The organism is Pleomorphochaeta sp., from assembly GCF_050031695.1.
Taxonomy (GTDB): domain Bacteria; phylum Spirochaetota; class Spirochaetia; order Sphaerochaetales; family Sphaerochaetaceae; genus Pleomorphochaeta.
Window position 1 is genome coordinate 1 of record NZ_JBNAIC010000045.1, and the last position, 16,431, is coordinate 16,431.

At 26.4% G+C, this 16,431-nt stretch carries 17 protein-coding genes; 3 read left to right on the forward strand and 14 right to left on the reverse strand.

Annotation, left to right across the window (positions count from 1 at the left end; translation table 11 throughout):
• Positions 1-2 precede the first annotated feature (2 nt).
• Entirely contained in the window at positions 3-464 is a 462-nt protein-coding gene (locus ACPKM0_RS07990; RefSeq protein WP_472474950.1) for a MerR family transcriptional regulator, read from the reverse strand.
• A gap of 55 nt (positions 465-519) precedes the next feature.
• Between ACPKM0_RS07990 and radC the strand changes: the two genes are divergently transcribed.
• Complete coding sequence (gene radC, locus ACPKM0_RS07995) at positions 520-1,203, forward strand: RadC family protein (protein ID WP_472474952.1); 684 nt, start codon at positions 520-522, stop codon at positions 1,201-1,203.
• Between the two features lie 37 nt (positions 1,204-1,240).
• On the opposite strand, the gene hisIE is transcribed toward radC, so the two are convergent.
• From hisIE to ACPKM0_RS08050, 11 genes are all read right to left on the reverse strand, one after another.
• Positions 1,241-1,870, reverse strand: coding sequence for a bifunctional phosphoribosyl-AMP cyclohydrolase/phosphoribosyl-ATP diphosphatase HisIE (hisIE, locus tag ACPKM0_RS08000; protein ID WP_472474954.1), 630 nt, complete (start codon positions 1,868-1,870; stop codon positions 1,241-1,243).
• A gap of 3 nt (positions 1,871-1,873) precedes the next feature.
• The gene (gene hisF, locus ACPKM0_RS08005) at positions 1,874-2,638 is read right to left on the reverse strand and encodes an imidazole glycerol phosphate synthase subunit HisF (RefSeq protein ID WP_472474955.1); all 765 of its coding nucleotides are present in this window, start codon (positions 2,636-2,638) and stop codon (positions 1,874-1,876) included.
• Positions 2,632-3,366 carry a 1-(5-phosphoribosyl)-5-[(5-phosphoribosylamino)methylideneamino]imidazole-4-carboxamide isomerase gene (hisA, locus tag ACPKM0_RS08010; protein WP_472474956.1) on the reverse strand — a complete coding sequence of 245 codons (735 nt, stop codon included), beginning with the start codon at positions 3,364-3,366 and terminating at the stop codon, positions 2,632-2,634. The genes hisF and hisA overlap by 7 nt, the downstream gene beginning before the upstream one ends.
• A 3-nt stretch (positions 3,367-3,369) precedes the next feature.
• A complete protein-coding gene (gene hisH / locus ACPKM0_RS08015; protein ID WP_472474958.1) occupies positions 3,370-3,960 on the reverse strand; it encodes an imidazole glycerol phosphate synthase subunit HisH in 591 nt (196 codons plus the stop codon).
• The gene (gene hisB / locus ACPKM0_RS08020; protein ID WP_472474959.1) at positions 3,960-5,063 is read right to left on the reverse strand and encodes an imidazoleglycerol-phosphate dehydratase HisB; all 1,104 of its coding nucleotides are present in this window, start codon (positions 5,061-5,063) and stop codon (positions 3,960-3,962) included. The genes hisH and hisB overlap by 1 nt, the downstream gene beginning before the upstream one ends.
• Entirely contained in the window at positions 5,050-6,105 is a 1,056-nt protein-coding gene (gene hisC, locus ACPKM0_RS08025) for a histidinol-phosphate transaminase (protein WP_472474961.1), read from the reverse strand. The genes hisB and hisC overlap by 14 nt, the downstream gene beginning before the upstream one ends.
• Before the next feature lies 1 nt (position 6,106).
• Positions 6,107-7,402: a histidinol dehydrogenase gene (gene hisD / locus ACPKM0_RS08030; protein WP_472474962.1), complete on the reverse strand. Its 1,296-nt coding sequence runs from the start codon at positions 7,400-7,402 to the stop codon at positions 6,107-6,109.
• Between the two features lie 5 nt (positions 7,403-7,407).
• A complete protein-coding gene (gene hisG / locus ACPKM0_RS08035) occupies positions 7,408-8,268 on the reverse strand; it encodes an ATP phosphoribosyltransferase (protein WP_472474963.1) in 861 nt (286 codons plus the stop codon).
• 214 nt (positions 8,269-8,482) lie between these two features.
• A complete protein-coding gene (locus ACPKM0_RS08040; protein WP_472474965.1) occupies positions 8,483-9,085 on the reverse strand; it encodes a DUF308 domain-containing protein in 603 nt (200 codons plus the stop codon).
• An 11-nt stretch (positions 9,086-9,096) separates the two neighbouring features.
• A complete protein-coding gene (locus ACPKM0_RS08045; protein WP_472474966.1) occupies positions 9,097-9,909 on the reverse strand; it encodes an FKBP-type peptidyl-prolyl cis-trans isomerase in 813 nt (270 codons plus the stop codon).
• A gap of 180 nt (positions 9,910-10,089) precedes the next feature.
• The gene (locus ACPKM0_RS08050) at positions 10,090-10,596 is read right to left on the reverse strand and encodes a hypothetical protein (RefSeq protein WP_472474968.1); all 507 of its coding nucleotides are present in this window, start codon (positions 10,594-10,596) and stop codon (positions 10,090-10,092) included.
• A 226-nt stretch (positions 10,597-10,822) separates the two neighbouring features.
• On the opposite strand from ACPKM0_RS08050, the gene ACPKM0_RS08055 reads away from it, so the two are divergent.
• The gene (locus ACPKM0_RS08055) at positions 10,823-11,167 is read left to right on the forward strand and encodes a DRTGG domain-containing protein (RefSeq protein ID WP_472474970.1); all 345 of its coding nucleotides are present in this window, start codon (positions 10,823-10,825) and stop codon (positions 11,165-11,167) included.
• An 86-nt stretch (positions 11,168-11,253) separates the two neighbouring features.
• On the opposite strand, the gene ACPKM0_RS08060 is transcribed toward ACPKM0_RS08055, so the two are convergent.
• A complete protein-coding gene (locus tag ACPKM0_RS08060) occupies positions 11,254-14,193 on the reverse strand; it encodes an insulinase family protein (protein WP_472474971.1) in 2,940 nt (979 codons plus the stop codon).
• 114 nt (positions 14,194-14,307) lie between these two features.
• Here ACPKM0_RS08060 and ACPKM0_RS08065 point away from each other — a divergent pair, with 114 nt between their 5' ends.
• A complete protein-coding gene (locus tag ACPKM0_RS08065; protein ID WP_472474972.1) occupies positions 14,308-15,081 on the forward strand; it encodes a glycerophosphodiester phosphodiesterase in 774 nt (257 codons plus the stop codon).
• Here the strand turns inward: ACPKM0_RS08065 and ACPKM0_RS08070 are convergent.
• Positions 15,078-16,421: a hypothetical protein gene (locus ACPKM0_RS08070; protein WP_472474974.1), complete on the reverse strand. Its 1,344-nt coding sequence runs from the start codon at positions 16,419-16,421 to the stop codon at positions 15,078-15,080. The two genes, ACPKM0_RS08065 and ACPKM0_RS08070, sit on opposite strands and share 4 nt — an antisense overlap.
• Positions 16,422-16,431 lie beyond the last annotated feature (10 nt).

The window sequence follows — 16,431 nt, forward strand, 5'->3', positions numbered from 1 at the left end:
ATTTAATCATTTATCTCATCATCTAAAGCAAATCTACAATCTTGTTTAAATGGACAACTTATGCAATCTTTACCAGGACATTCTCTAAAATCAATATTTGATTCTAATTGCCTAATATGCCAATTAATTGAATCAATTTTAGATTCAAGAATATTTTTTTTATCTAAAATATTTGATAATTTTTGTCGATACTGATGAAGTAATTCATTTCTTCGACTTTCACCAGTACTATCTAGATTTTTCATATTTATAATTTTTCTAATTTCTTCTAATGTGAAATCTAATTCTTTCAACTCGACGATTCTTTTTAAATAAACTAAATCTTTTTCACTGTAATATCTTTGCCCTCCATTTGATCTAAAAGAAGGCTTAATTAAATTTAAACTTTCATAATAGCGGACAGTCCTTACAGTTACTTTTGCTAGTCTTGCTAAATCACCTATTCTAAAAATTCTTTCACTCATATATTTTAATTATCATAATTAATGCAATTTTACAAGTTCTTATATATAGAGTTATATGAGATATAAAATTACACACCCATTATTATTAAAATTAAAGGAAATGCCGTTAGAAAACCAACCTAGAGAAAAACTCCTCCGTAACGGTGCTAAATCATTAACAGATGAAGAACTTATTGCTCTTTTAATAAATTCAGGTTCAACTAATATAAATATTGATATAATTTCTGATTCAGTTATAAAATTATTAGATAAAAAAGGAACTTTTAATATTTCTGAATTGTGCAAAATAAAAGGATTAGGAATTGTAAAAAGTTCACAGTTATGTGCTGCTATGGAATTAGGTAGAAGAAAAACACCAAAAATTAAACAACAAATAATTGACCCAGAGGATGTGCATAAAGTAATAAGACATTATGCAAGCAGAAAACAAGAAATATTTATTTCAATTGCAATAAATTGTGCACATGAAATATTAACAATAGATGTAGCTTCAATGGGAACAATAAACCAATGTATTGTACACCCAAGAGAAGTTTTTTCTAATGCTATAGATAATAGAGCTGTTGCTATTATAATTTGCCATAATCATCCAACAGGAAATCTAAATCCAAGTTTAAATGATATCCAAATTACTCAAAGATTAATTGAATGTGGCAAAATATTAGGAATTGAAATATTAGATCATATTATTTTCAGTGAAGATGATTACCATTCAATGAAAGAATACGATGAATTATAAAATTTAAGGCTATCAAAAAATGATAGCCTCTTATATTTTATGTATGTCTATGTTGTAAGCATTCTAATACTTCATGTAATTTAACACCTTTATAGGTTAATAAAACTTGAAAATGATATAATAAATCTGCAGCTTCACCAATTAATAAATCTTTTTTATCGTCCATACTTTCTATAACTAGCTCAGTACATTCTTCTCCAACTTTTTTAGCAACTTTTTTTATGCCTCTTGATAATAATAAGTTGGTATAAGATCCTTCTACAGGAAAATCTCTTCTATCTTCAATTATTTTTTCTAAATAAAACATAAAATCTTTAGTATCTAAATCTTCTACATCATTAGTTTCAAAGAAACAAGTATCTGCTCCTGTATGACAAACAGGACCAACCGGAGCTGCTTTTACTAATAAAGTGTCATTATCACAATCTACTAAAATCCCTTTTAAATTTAAAAAATTACCACTTGTAGATCCTTTTGTCCAAAGCTCTTGACGGCTTCTTGAAAAGAAAGTTACCAACTTTCTATCAAAAGTTTCTTTCAAAGACTCTTTATTCATATATCCAAGCATTAAGACTTTACCACTGATTGAGTCCTGAACAATAGCAGGAACTAAGCCATCACCTTTATCAAAATCAACTACATCAATATTATCAATTGTTAATTCCATTTGTTACTCCCTTACACAAATTCCTTTATTATTTAAATATGCCTTTAACTCAGGTATTGAAATTTCACCAAAATGAAAAATTGAAGCAGCTAAAGCCGCATCAGCTTTTCCTTCTGTAAATACATCATAAAAATGTTCAAGTTTACCTGCACCACCACTAGCTATTACAGGTATTGTTACACTTTGACTTATCATTGAATTTAAATCAAGAGCAAATCCATCTTTTGTACCATCCTTATCCATAGATGTTAATAAGATTTCTCCTGCCCCTTTATTATAAAACTCTTTAGCAACTTCAAGAGCATCTCTTTTAGTTTCTGTCCTACCACCGTGAACATAACATTGATAACCAGATTTATAATTTTCATCTTTTTTTACATCCAATGCACATACAACACATTGTGTTCCAAAATTATTAGCTAAATCAGTGATTAAATTAGGATATTTAAAAGCACTAGAATTAATTGATATTTTATCTGCACCAGATGATAATAATACATCAACATCTTCAATGGTATTGATTCCACCACCTACAGTAAATGGAATATTAATTTTTGAAGCAACTTTCTTAACCAACTTTGACAAAGTAGCTCGTCTTTCAACAGTAGCTGTTATATCTAAAAAAACTAATTCATCAGCTCCTAAATCACTGTATAATTTTGCTAATTCACTTGCATCACCTGCATCTATTAAATCTACAAAATTTACACCTTTAACAGTTCTTCCATCTTTAACATCTAAACAAGGAATAATTCTTTTAGCTAACATAGTACACTCTCCTGTAATTTGCCTAATTCTAAAATACTAATTTTACCTTCCAAATATGCTTTTCCTACAATTACACTATGTAAATTATATTCGAATAATTTTTCTATATCTGAAATTGAACTTACCCCGCCAGAAGCGACTAATTCTAAATTTGAATTACAATTTTTTATTAATGATTTATATAGTTCGAAAGAAGGACCTTTTAACATGCCATCTTTAGAGATATCTGTACAAATAACACGATTAAATCCTTTACCTAAATAATCGTTAATAAACTCATGCACATCTAATTCACTAACTTCTAACCAACCAGTTGTAGCTATTTTATTTTTCTTACAATCAGCCCCTAAAATAAGCTTATCACTTCCGTATTTATTTAACCAAGTAAGAACTAATTCAGGATTTTTTACAGCAATACTTCCACAAGTGATTCTTTTAGCCCCTGCATTAAAGGCATCATTTAGACTTTGTTCTGTTTTAACGCCACCTCCAAAATCAACTATTAAATTTGTTTTATTAGCTATTTTTTCAAGTGTCTTTAAATTCATAATCCTATTATTTTTAGCACCTTCTAAATCAACAACATGCAAATGTGTTATATTATTATCCTCTAATTCTTTTGCTATCTCTAAAGGATCTAAGGTATAATTTTTAACAGAATCATAATTCCCTTTTGTTAATCTAACGACTTTATTATCTATAATATCTATAGCTGGAACAATTATCATAATTTATAACTCCACAAAATTCTTTATCAATTTAGCTCCAACTTCACCACTTTTTTCTGGATGGAACTGAACTCCAAAATAATTATCTTTATATAGGCCTGCACTAAAATCAGTACCCGCATAATTACATTTTGCCAAAGTATCACTACCTTTAGGCACATAATAACTATGAACAAAATAAACGAAACTATTTTGTTCTATATTCTTAAATAAAGGATTTTTTTCATCAAAGGTTATTTGATTCCATCCCATATGAGGAATTTTATATCCTTTTGTTTCATCAAATTTCGTAACAGTATAATTAAAAATACCCAAACAATCAGTATCATTTTCTACACTATTTGTACACATCAATTGAAGACCTAAACAAATACCTAAAAAAGGTTGTTTTAAATCTTTTAATACTTCATCAAGCTTAGTTTTTCTTAAATATTCCATTGCTGAAGAAGCTTCTCCAACACCAGGGAAAATAACTTTATCTGCTGTTCTTAAAACATTAGGATCGTCACTTACTATATAATCAACATTTAATCTTTCAAGTGCATATTTTACACTCTGAATGTTCCCTGCATTATATTTTACAATTGCAACCATTAAATAACTCCTTTAGTTGTTGGCAACTTATCACTAAAAGGATAAACATATAAAGCTTGCTTTAAACATTTTGCAAAACATTTATACACAGCTTCAATCATATGATGAGAATTACCAGAAGAAACATTAATGTGTAAAGTTGACTTACTAGAATCACTAAAAGACTTAAAGAAATGTTCAAACATCTCTGTAGGAAAAGATCCAATATATTCACGAGTTATTGGTACATCGTAAACACAATAAGGTCGATTTGAAAAATCTATAGAACACTTAGCAAGTACCTCATCCATTGCTAATAAATTATAGCCATATCTAGATAAGCCTTTTTTATCACCAATAGCTTTACTTATAGCAGAACCTAATGCAATTGCTACATCTTCAACACTATGATGTTCATCAACTTCAACATCCCCATCACAAACTAAATTAATATCAATATCACTATGACGAGATATTTGTTCTAACATGTGATCAAAAAATTTAATTTTTGTATCTATATTAGATTTACCAGTCCCATCTAAATTTATTTCTAAATCAATCATAGTTTCTTTAGTGTTTCTAACAACATGAACTTTTCGAGAAGGTTTCAAATCTGAATCAACTAAAAATTTAGAAATAGTTGCCCAATCGTCACTTACTAAGGCCAAAGTATTATTTTGTTCTTCTTTTTCTTTTGAATATAGTATATTTTTTATTTCTAATTTATTGGATAAATTAATATTTTCTCTAACACTACCAATTATAAAAGAGTTTTGTAAATCATAATCACCATTTAAAAAACCAAGTTGATTTAAATTATCATATGTAAATTTAGGACATAAAGTATCAAGATCATAATCTACTATTTCTTTTTCAAAAAATATTTTTTCTTTAGCAAACTCATTCTGGATATATTCACATAACTTTATTTTTTTATTTTTTGAAATTGTTTCACATTCTTTACAACTTGATAATAAAACCAAATTAAAATTACCTTTATCCACAATTTGAGATAACCCTCTAAAGACAAGAGGTTGAAATTCAATATAATTATCATTTTTTGTATTCGGAATAACTAATGAAGTACATTCTATAAACAATATAGGGCCTTTATTTTGTTTCATTTTCTATCTCCTTGATTGCATTATATACCGTTTCACATTCAGCTTCACTACCAATTGTTATACGTACACAATTCTTCAAATATAAATCTTTAGTTCTATTTCTTATTATTATTTTTTTCTCTTGTAGCTTTTTACAAAGACTAGTACTATCTTCAACTTCCATTAAAATAAAATTAGCATCACTCTTATAGATTTTTTTAACTGTTTTTAATGATTTAAAAATATCAAAATATTTATTTCTTCTTAATATAACTTCATCTCTTTGCTTATATATTTCATCACTATTTTTTAAAATTTTTAAAGCCTCAATTTGAGTAGATGATGATACATTATAAGGAGCTTTCATATTATTTATAACTTCTATAATTTCTTCATTTGCTACCATAATACCGGCTCTTATCCCAGCTGCAGCAAAACATTTTGATAATGTTTTTAATACTATTAAATTTTCATATTTATTAATTAGTTTGACGCTACTATCTTTGTCACTAAATTCAGCATATGCTTCATCAACAATTACAACCCCATTAAATAATTTTAATAGTTTTTCTATTGTCTCAATATCTTCAGCTTTTCCTGTTGGATTATTTGGAGAACAAACAAATAATAATTTTAGATTAGTATTACTTTTTATAGTATTCTCTAATGCTTCAAAATCGATTTCAAAATCAGTTCTATAATTAACATTTACTGTTTCTACATCATTAATATCTGCAAATACTTTATAAGCTCCATATGTAGGATTCATAATAATTATTTTATCTTCTTTTGGTTCACAAAAAGAACGAATAATATTATCAATTAATTCATCACTCCCATTACCTATAACAGTATTATTAAATGGTAAATCTAATCTAGATTCTAATTCTTTCCTTAATAAAGAACAATGAGGATCAGGATACCTATTATATTCTAAATCTGAATATGATTTATAATTTTCATTAGCATCTAGAAAGACTTCTGCAACACCACTAAATTCATCACGAGCACAACTATAAGGAGTTAATTCTCTAATGTTTTTTCTAAGTAAATCTTTTATCATTTTAATCCTCTTTTAATCTTACTTTAACACTATTAGCATGAGCCATTAAGCTTTCACCCTCAGCCATAGTAATTATAGTATCACCTAAAGATTTCATACCTTCGTAAGTAATCTCTTGAATAGTAATCTTTTTTATAAATGAATCTGTACTAACACCTGATACACTTTTTGCCCATCCGCTAGTTGGTAGTGTATGATTAGTACCACTTGCATAATCACCAGCACTTTCACAAGCATAAGGACCAACAAAAATAGATCCTGCATTATTTACTAATTCACAAATTTCTTTACACTTATCTAAATTTAATACTAAATGCTCAGGTGCATATTCATCAATTATTGTAATACAATTTGAAAAAGAATCCGTTGCAATAATTTTAGAATTTTTTAAAGAAGATAATAAAAATTCTTTTCTATCTAAACTCTCTAATTGTTTATTAACTTCATCTATAAACCTTACTCTAAAGTCTTCAGCTTTTTCTTTTTCTGATAAAATTAACAAGATAGATTGAGAATCTAAACCATGTTCAGCTTGAGATAAAAAGTCACTTGCAGCAAAACTTGGATTTGTATTTTCATCAGCAACAACCATTACTTCACTAGGGCCTGCTAACATATCAATAGAAGTTCTAGAAGAAATCAACATTTTTGCATAACTTACATATCTATTTCCTGGCCCAAAAATTTTATCAACTTTATTTATAGTTTTGGTTCCATAAGATAAAGCAGCAATTGCACTTGCTCCTCCAACTTTTATTACTTGATCAACACCAATTACTTTTGCTGTATATAATACTATAGGATTTACACTTCCATCTAATGTTGGAGGAGTTGCTAATACTATTTTTTTGCACCCAGCTACTTTAGCAGGAATAGCTAACATTAATACAGTTGAAAATAATGGTGCAGTACCACCTGGGATATAAAGACCAACGCTATTAATTGGAACTATTTTACGGCTAAGATTAATACCTTTCTCTATTTCAACTTCTTCACCATCTGACAATTGAGCTCTATGGAATTTTTCAATATTATTTTTTGCCCTATTAATTGCTTTTTTTAATTTTTCATCAACAAACTTATCACAATTATCAAATTCTTCTTTTGAAACATATAAAGAATCTAAATCAACTTTATCAAATTTTTTTGCATAATAATATAAAGCGGCATCACCCTTTTCTTTAACTTCTTCAATTATAGATTTAACACTATCACTAACTGCAATATCGTCACTTAATTCTCTAGATAATATAGATTTTAATTCTAATTCTGAAGGATTGAAATAATATGGTATCATATACTTTACTCCGTCATTTTTTCGATTTTTGTTACTAATATTCCTTGGGCACCAATAGCCTTTAATTTTTCAAAAGCTTCCCAAAAACTATCTTCTGCTACTACTGTTTGTACTGAAACCCAACCCTTTTCAAACAACTTTGTAACTGTAGGAGATTTCATTGATCCAACTATATGACCTACTTCTTCAAGATGTTCTTCAGGCAAGTTAAAACTTACATATTTATAATCTTTTGCTCTATTTACAGCATCAATTCTTATAATCAATCTATTTAAAATTTGTTTTTTTTCTTCACTTAAAGAATTGTTTTCTATCATTACTGCAGAACTTGTATATATATTTTCAACTTCTTTTAAACCATTCATCTTCAATGTTGTTCCAGTACTTACAAGATCACAAATCACATCAGCGACTCCGATTGCAGGAGTTATTTCAACTGCACCACTAACAGTAATATATGATGCATTTACTCCGTTTTCTTTTAAAACTTTATCTAAAATATTAGGATAACTTGTTGCAATTCTTGTACCTTCTAAACTCTTTAAACCTTCATATTTAAAATCATTTGGTACAGCAATTGATAATCTACATTTTGCAAAACCTAAATCTCTTGCAACAATTAATGGAATATTTTGTTCATCATATTCGTTTCTTCCAACTATTCCAATATCTGCTATACCATCATTTACATAAGATGGAATATCATCATCTCTTATATATAAAAATTCGATAGGAAAATTCGAAGCGACTTCTTTTAAAACTCTAGAATCACATCCAAAATGGATTCCACATGTCTTAATTAAATCTAAAGACTTTTCACTTAATCTACCTTTTTTTTGAATTGCAATTCTCAATCTTTCTTCCATTTTTAAACTCCTGTTTTATAATTTGATAAAAAAAAATCCCCGCTAAGCGGAGACTAAAAGGATATACAGAACAATCCAGACCACTTAGAGTTGGTTAATACCGTATAAATGATGATGTACTGTTCTTAAAGTTTTCATATTATTCATTATAATCAAAATTCTATTAGTGTCAATATTGAATGTATATTAATTGAATAAATATACATTATATTAATTAATCGATTTTTTCGAATTCTCCTTCTATATTTGTTTTTTCAAAATCTTTTTCGACTTTTCTAATTCTATAGCTCCAAAAGAAATGGATTAAACCATATAGTATACATAGAATACCAAAGATACTTAAGAAAAATTGTGCAACTTGTCCTGGGAACAAGAAGAAAATTACAGCTATTGCTAAATTTATTATCCCTTGAGCCAAATAAGAACTACTGTAAAAATTAGTATTTCTTAATCCTATAGAACTAAATAAATTATTTAATCCCGAAATTAATAACTGAATAGCTAAAAGATAAACCACAACATTTACAGCTAATGTAGTAGTGAAATAAGGATAGATTATTATAATTATACCGATAACGATACTAAAAATAGAAGAGAATAAAGTTACATTTTTAGTTCTTCTTTCATTAGCTGTTAATCTTGTAGATAAAGTAAGACCTCTAACTCCTATATAAACACTATATATTCCATATAATAAAACGACAAAACTAACAAATTCTTCGCCTTGGAATAATAGAACCACTCCGAAAATACTTATTAAAATTCCAAAAATCATTGAAATAAATAAATTCTTTTTAAAAAAATTAACTTTTTTCATCAATACTCTCCCTAATTACTCATTGATAAAGAAATTGGATCATTTAAAATTTGAACTAATTCAACATCAAATATTAATAATGTGTTAGGTGGTATCTCAGTTGTACCTTCTAACCCATATGCTAGTTTTGGATGAACAAAAAATCTATATTTTGACCCCTTATTCATTAATTTAATCCCTTCAACAAAACCTGGTACTAAATTACTTAATTCGATAGTTGTATCCCCATCACTTTCTAATAATAAATTATTATCCATTGTGTAAATCTTGTATATTACTACAACTTTATCATCTATTTCTGGATTCGAACCTTCACCTTGTTTAATAATTGAATATTGAAGACCCGATTCAGTTTCAAAAACTGTATCAAATTCTATATTCTTCTCTAAAAAAGCTTCGGCTAATTCTAAATTAATTTTTGCTTGCTCTTCTTGTTGCTTTAATGCTTTTGTCAACATTTCTTGTTGCATCTCTTGAATTATTAAAACAATTTCATCCTCAGTATAAATAGATTTACCTTCAGCTGCATCCATAGCACCTTTTGCATAATATTTAGCATTTATATCTAAGTTTTGACTTAAAGTAGATAAATATAATAAATAAGAATAGGCATAACTAAATTTTTCTTCTAATGTCGTAGGATCTTCAAGATCTTTAATTGCATCAACTTCAACTATCTCTACTTCGGTAGACGAAGGAACTATTTGAGTAATTAAATCGTCACTTTCTTTTTTATTTTTTTCACTATTTGGTAATGAAAATAAATTACTGTTAATAAAAAATAACAACATAAAAAAAATTGAGTATTTATAAAAAGTCTTCACGGTAAACATCCTTCCGTTGCAGGGGTAGTCCTTCTACTTGTTTAGTCTAAACCTCACCCCCAGACTTTTGACCATACAATAGAGAACTTTCATTAAAACTTTACAATAGAATAATCAATAAGTCTAGTTAAACTTAATAATTAACCTTTTTAATATTAAATTGTTAATCTCTATCCTTTCTTATATTTCTTTTTCAAAAGGAATTAAATAATAAGGAAGAATATCCTCATTAACTAAAGCTTTTTTAGAATTATCATAAGAGATGAAAAAATTAAAATATAATTTTCCACTCTCTAAATACCCAATTATTTCATCAAATGTATCAGGCGCTTTTGATAATATCTCATTTTTTACTATTTCTATTGGAATTTCAAAATTATTTTTTTCTAGATGTATTATTAATAATTCATTGGTTATTTCAATACTTGAAAAAGGAGCTTGCTCTCTCATTTTATTAACAAAAGATTTTTCTCCAAAAGCAAAAATCATTACTTTTGCATCTTCAATATTTTCTTTAAATTCATTTGAATCTGGGTTAATACCTTCTTCTATAAATGATAATTTCATCATTGATAAAACTGTATCAAGATTATAAGTATAATTACCATATACATCATATGAATAAACAAAAGAAGAAAAAACAGATAATAATAAAATTAATGTTATTAGTTTCTTTTTATAATGCATTATTAACTAACTCCAATTCCCACCAACACATCAATAAACATTTATAATAAAATATTCTATAATATTTTTATAGAATTGTCTATTATTTTATATAGTTTTAAGAATTAACTAACAAATATTAATAAAAATTTTACTTTTTTAAAATTATTAAAAACTATTCGATATTTTCTTATAGAATAAAAAAAACAACTATGCTTGATTAGGAATAAATGTTATAATTAGGTCTATGAAATTAAAAGATGTAATAGAACTTAGTTCAGGAAAAATATTATGTGGAGAAAGTCACTTAGAAGATGAAGTTGATTGTGCTTTTGCAAGTGATATGATGAGTGATGTTTTAACATTACTTGAAGATAATATATTACTTATTACTGGATTATCAAATAATCAAGCTGTGAGAACAGCAGTAATGAGTGATATTAGAAATATTGTCATTGCTAGAAATAAAATACCTAGTAAAGATATGATTGATATGGCTAATGAGTTTGATATAGCAATAATAACTACACCTTATTCAATGTATAGACTTAGTGGTTTATTATATGCAAAAGGATTAAATCATATATATTAATATAATTATTATGCAAAATAAATTATATTTACATAATAATTATAGTTAAAACTCCTCCTTGAAAAAATCAATAGAGGAGTTTTTTTTTAAAAAGGTAATTCTACAATATCTTCTTCACTCATTTCTAAATACTCTTTTTCAATTTCAAAAGTATTTTTATCACAGAAAAAAGCTAATGAATAATTTATATCATTAAATAATTCAGTTGCAATATTTTTAATATCTTCAGAAGTTGTTTTTAATATAGCTTCTCTAGCATTTTCTAATATTTTATTTTCTATCTTATATAGGATTCTTCTAAAATCCATAATACTCGTTCTATTTGGTTGATATGGCCTTAAATCATTAGAAACATTACTTATAATTGCATCATCAATTAATTCTCTATCCGCTAAATTTTCACTATACTTTTTTAAAGAATTTTTAAAAGCTTCATAACTTTTACTTAAGTTTGGATCACTAGCAGATATAAAAATAAAGAACTGTTCTAAACTTTCAACATGGCAATCTACTCCATAAGCGCCACCTAAAACTCTAATATCATTCCATAAATCATTCCCTGATAAAATTGAAGCAAGAATTCTTTGAACCGCATTTTCTTTCGTTCCAATAGCCTTTGAAGGTAATACTAAGCTAGTATGATTGACAGAAGAAGGTAGTATAAAACCTTTTTTCTTTTGAACATTATTATGATGAATATTATTGTATTTTTTTATAAACTCTACTTGATCATCACGGTTAAAATCAGAAATAAAACCATCTAATATTGATTTACACTTTTCAATAGAATCTTCTTCACATGATAGATGAATCTCAAATCTATTTAATATATTTAATTTGGTTTTTAATTCTTTTAATTCATTTGCTAGCTTTGATACATCTTCCCTCTTTAATGAATTAATAAATAACCATTGATTTATTCCTAATAAATCTTCAATTAATTTAGCATTTTCTGAAAACTCACTTGAAGCAGAAATTGTTGCAAACCTATAACCTGCACTAGATGCAACAGATTTATACATACTCTTTAAATCAACAATGGAATTCCATATTGTTTTAAAATCATCAACTTTTGATTCTTTTATAATATCTTTTGTTAAATTAATACCTTTCTCTATATCGTCATTTAACATTTTTACTCGAATCATCACACCAAGACATCTCTCTAGAGTTACTTTTGATCCACCTTCTAAAGAAATATTGAAACCTCCAGTATTATGCATGACTTCAGTCATTACTTTAGTATTATCCATATCTTTTACAGGACAGTTCTCTAAAATTTTTGTATATAATGGCAATAATGATATTTCTCTTTCATTAAGATCTTCTAAATGAATAAAGAAATCAAAATATGCAATTGAGTTAGTTTTCTCTTTCATAATCCATAAAGGAATACCGTTTAAATTTAATTTTTCATGATTATAATATCTTATTTTTTTAGGTAAATCTTCAACAAACAACTTTGGAATTTTATTTAAATCTTCAACCGAATCTCCTAAATCTTGAAAATTTAAAAACTTTTTAGTTTTTTCTAGTATTTCTTTTTTTTGTTCTTCATTTAAATCTACAGTACGCTTTTTTACTAAATTCGCTAATCTTTCATTATATTTATCCATTGCATCAATATCTGGTTCAGCAATAAATAATAAACGGTGATTATTGTTTACAAGATTTAAATCAATCCATTCTTCTAAATATTTTGGATTTTCTTCAAGTTTTAATCTTAACTCTTCAACAGCTTTAGTATATTCAATTGTACTTATTGGACTAAGACCTCTTAACCAACCTCTCATTGCTCTCTTTAATACAACAAGCCCCATAGGATTAGATGAAGATTTTTCATGTATTTGAAAGCTTAATCTTTTAAAGGTTGCAGAAATTAGTTCATTATCAAACCCCTTTTCTACAATTGAAGATAGTTGTTTTAATATATAACTCTCAATTTTTTCAGTATCTTCTTTTTTTACACCACTAAAAGCTATTGTTAATGGCATAAAGTTATAATCAGTACTAATACCACTAATATTAGACACATCCTCACCTAACTTTGAATCAATCATAGCTTTATATAAAGGACAACCAGGAGAACCTAATAACAATTCATAAATAAATGATAAAGTTATTACTTCTAAAGGTATTGCAGAATCAGTTGTTACAAATGCAGTTGCAACTATTGATCCAGAATCAAGGTCACTACTTGGACAACTTATATTCATTTTTCTAGGCTCTTTCCACTTGACAGGAATGAGATTCCCTTTTGAAACATTCAGCTTTGAACAATCAGACAAATATTCTTGATTTAATTTTTTCAAATATTTTTCAATAGATAAATCACCATAAATAAATAATTTAGAATTTGTTGGATGATAATATTGCATATAAAACGATTTAAATTTTTTATAATCTAAATTAACTATATCAACAGGTTCTCCTCCTGATGAATAATTATATGCAGTATCAGGATACAAATTACGTAAACAAAGATTATTAGCTATATACTCTCCATCGTTCTTATCGCCTAACATTTCGTTAAAAACAACACCTTTATAAGAAAAGTCTCCATCTTCGCTACAATGTAATCTTATCCCTTCTTGCATAAAAGTTTCTTCTCTTAATAAAGGAGAAAAAACAGCATCAGTATAAACATCAAAAATATTATCAAAATCTTTTTCTAATGGACTAGCAGCAGGATAGAGAGTTTTTGTTGGATAAGTTAATGCATTTAAAAAAGTACAAGCACTTCCTTTTTGAAGTTGCATAAAGGGATCTCTAATTGGATATTTTTTAGAACCAGATAAAACACTATGTTCAATTATATGAGCTACACCAGTATTATCACTTGGTATCGTTTCAAAAATATAAGAAAAGAATAATTCTTTATCATTATTTTGTACATGATAAACTTCCATAGCTGTAGCTTCATGACGGAATAAAAAACCATAACCATCATATTCAGCAAGTTTATCAATTTCAATTAGTTTAAAGCCAAAGAACTCTGAACCAATTTTTCTATTTTGAAGTCCCATATAACTCCTCCATTCTATTAAACTATCAAATGCTACATTGTTTTGCAAGTTTAATATCAAGTTATGAACAAAATTAAACTTGCTAAAAATATAAATTTGAATTAATGTTTATTTATGATTTCATATTACCAATATAAAGACAAACCTATTCTATTTGCGCATAGAGGTATGAATTCATTCGCACCTGAAAACTCATTAGAAGCTTTTCAATTGTGTCTAGAAAACAATATACCCGCTATTGAACTTGATGTCCACATGATTAAAAGTGGTGAAATTGTTGTAATTCATGATTCTTCAACAAAGCGTTTAACAAAAAAAGATTATACAATCGAAAAATTAACTCTTTCTGAAATAAAAGAATTAGATATTGGTATCAATTTTAATGAAAACTTTAAAAATACAAAAATTCCAACATTAGAAGAAGTTTTTCAATTATGCTCTAATAACGTTCTATATGATATTGAAATAAAAAGCAATTCAATAAAAAATCTTGAATTTGCTAAAAAATTATGGAATTTAATTAGAAAATATAAATTAGAATTTAACACAATTATTACTTCCTTTAACCCAATTGCAGTAAAGGAATTTGAAAAAGTGTCTAATCATTCTCTATTAGAAGGAGCGATTTTCTCGAAAGATAAAGAAGTACCTTTTCTTCTAAGAAAAGGATTAGGATCTTATATGTTTAATTGTAATATTATTAAACCTCAATTAGATTTAATTACTGAAAACTCTGTGCAAGATTGGAAAGCAAGAAATTTAAAAATTCTACCATGGTGTGTTGATGATCAAGAAAAAGCTATCGAATTATTAAACTACAATATAATGGGTATAATATCTAATGTACCAGAACAACTAATTAAAACTAAATATTTTAAACAGAACTAGCGCAATAAATTGTGAAGAACTTTTTTTGCCACATTCAAAATTGATTGTGTTTTACTATTCTCTAAATCATCACTAATATAAATACTATCAAACAATGTGCTATCATAATACAAAGAGGAATCATTAAGATCATAAATTTCTAAGCTTCCATGAGATAACGTTGTATATTTATAACTTGATTGTTCTTCTACAATTTCAGCTCTAAACAAAAATAAATAATCACCTTTTTCACTATATTCAGCTAAATTATTAATATCTATATCTTCATCGATAATTACAATAGAATTTAATGATTCTAACTTCTCTTTAAAAAAATTAATAGAAATGCTATCTAAAGCATTTTGCTTAATATCATTTTCAATAGTTTTTAGATATATAGTTTTATTTTCAAATAATGATTTTTTAGAGTAAGAATAAATTTTTTCTTCTATAACATTATAAATTCTATCTGCGGCAATCTTATATCCTTTTTGATTTAATAATTTTAATTCATCATCTAAATTAATCATAAAAACAAGCAAGCCTTCTTCATTAATTTTTTTATTATCAATATTAAAATAAAAAGAACCATCCTTATTTGGATATAATGTATCACTAACTAAATAATTTTTAAAATTATTATCTACATTATTATATAAAACTTTCATTTCAGCACTTATTATAATAGGATCTATGATACGTTCATCACGATTCAATTTTATTTGTAAGTTGTTTATATTTTTTTTAGAATATATATTAATATTTATAGCTGAAATCCTAGATATAATTGTCTTAAGATAATCATTCCCATCTACTTCAAACCCATTATCCATTGCATAAATATAAGCTTCAATAAGTGTTTTTATTGAACTCAAATCTTTATTATCTCTATATAATTTATTACTCATACTTTCGTATTCAATCAATTGTTTTGAAATATTCTGCTCTAAACTCTCCTGTTTTAAAGTATTATTTTTTATTATTGTTTCATCTGAACTAATATAGTAAATAACAACATAACCACCACTTATTAACTCATCAATATATCTTTTTTCAATTCTCATATCAAATGGTTCATAATAATAATTTTTAAATAAAGATTCTTTAAATAAAAATTCATTTTCAATATATATATTTCTAGATAGAATATCATAAAAGTTATTTATTGCATCAATCGAAGCTAAATCTAGAGTCTCACCAGACCCCTCAATTATAAATGAAGAAGGATAAATAGATTCATCTGTTTTTTCATTTTCTATCCAAGTTGGATACTTATTTAAAACAAGGTCTTCATCACTACTAGCACAAGATGAAAGTAGTGCTAAAGTTATTATTAAAATATAACATATTTTTTTATTCACAATCCCTCCT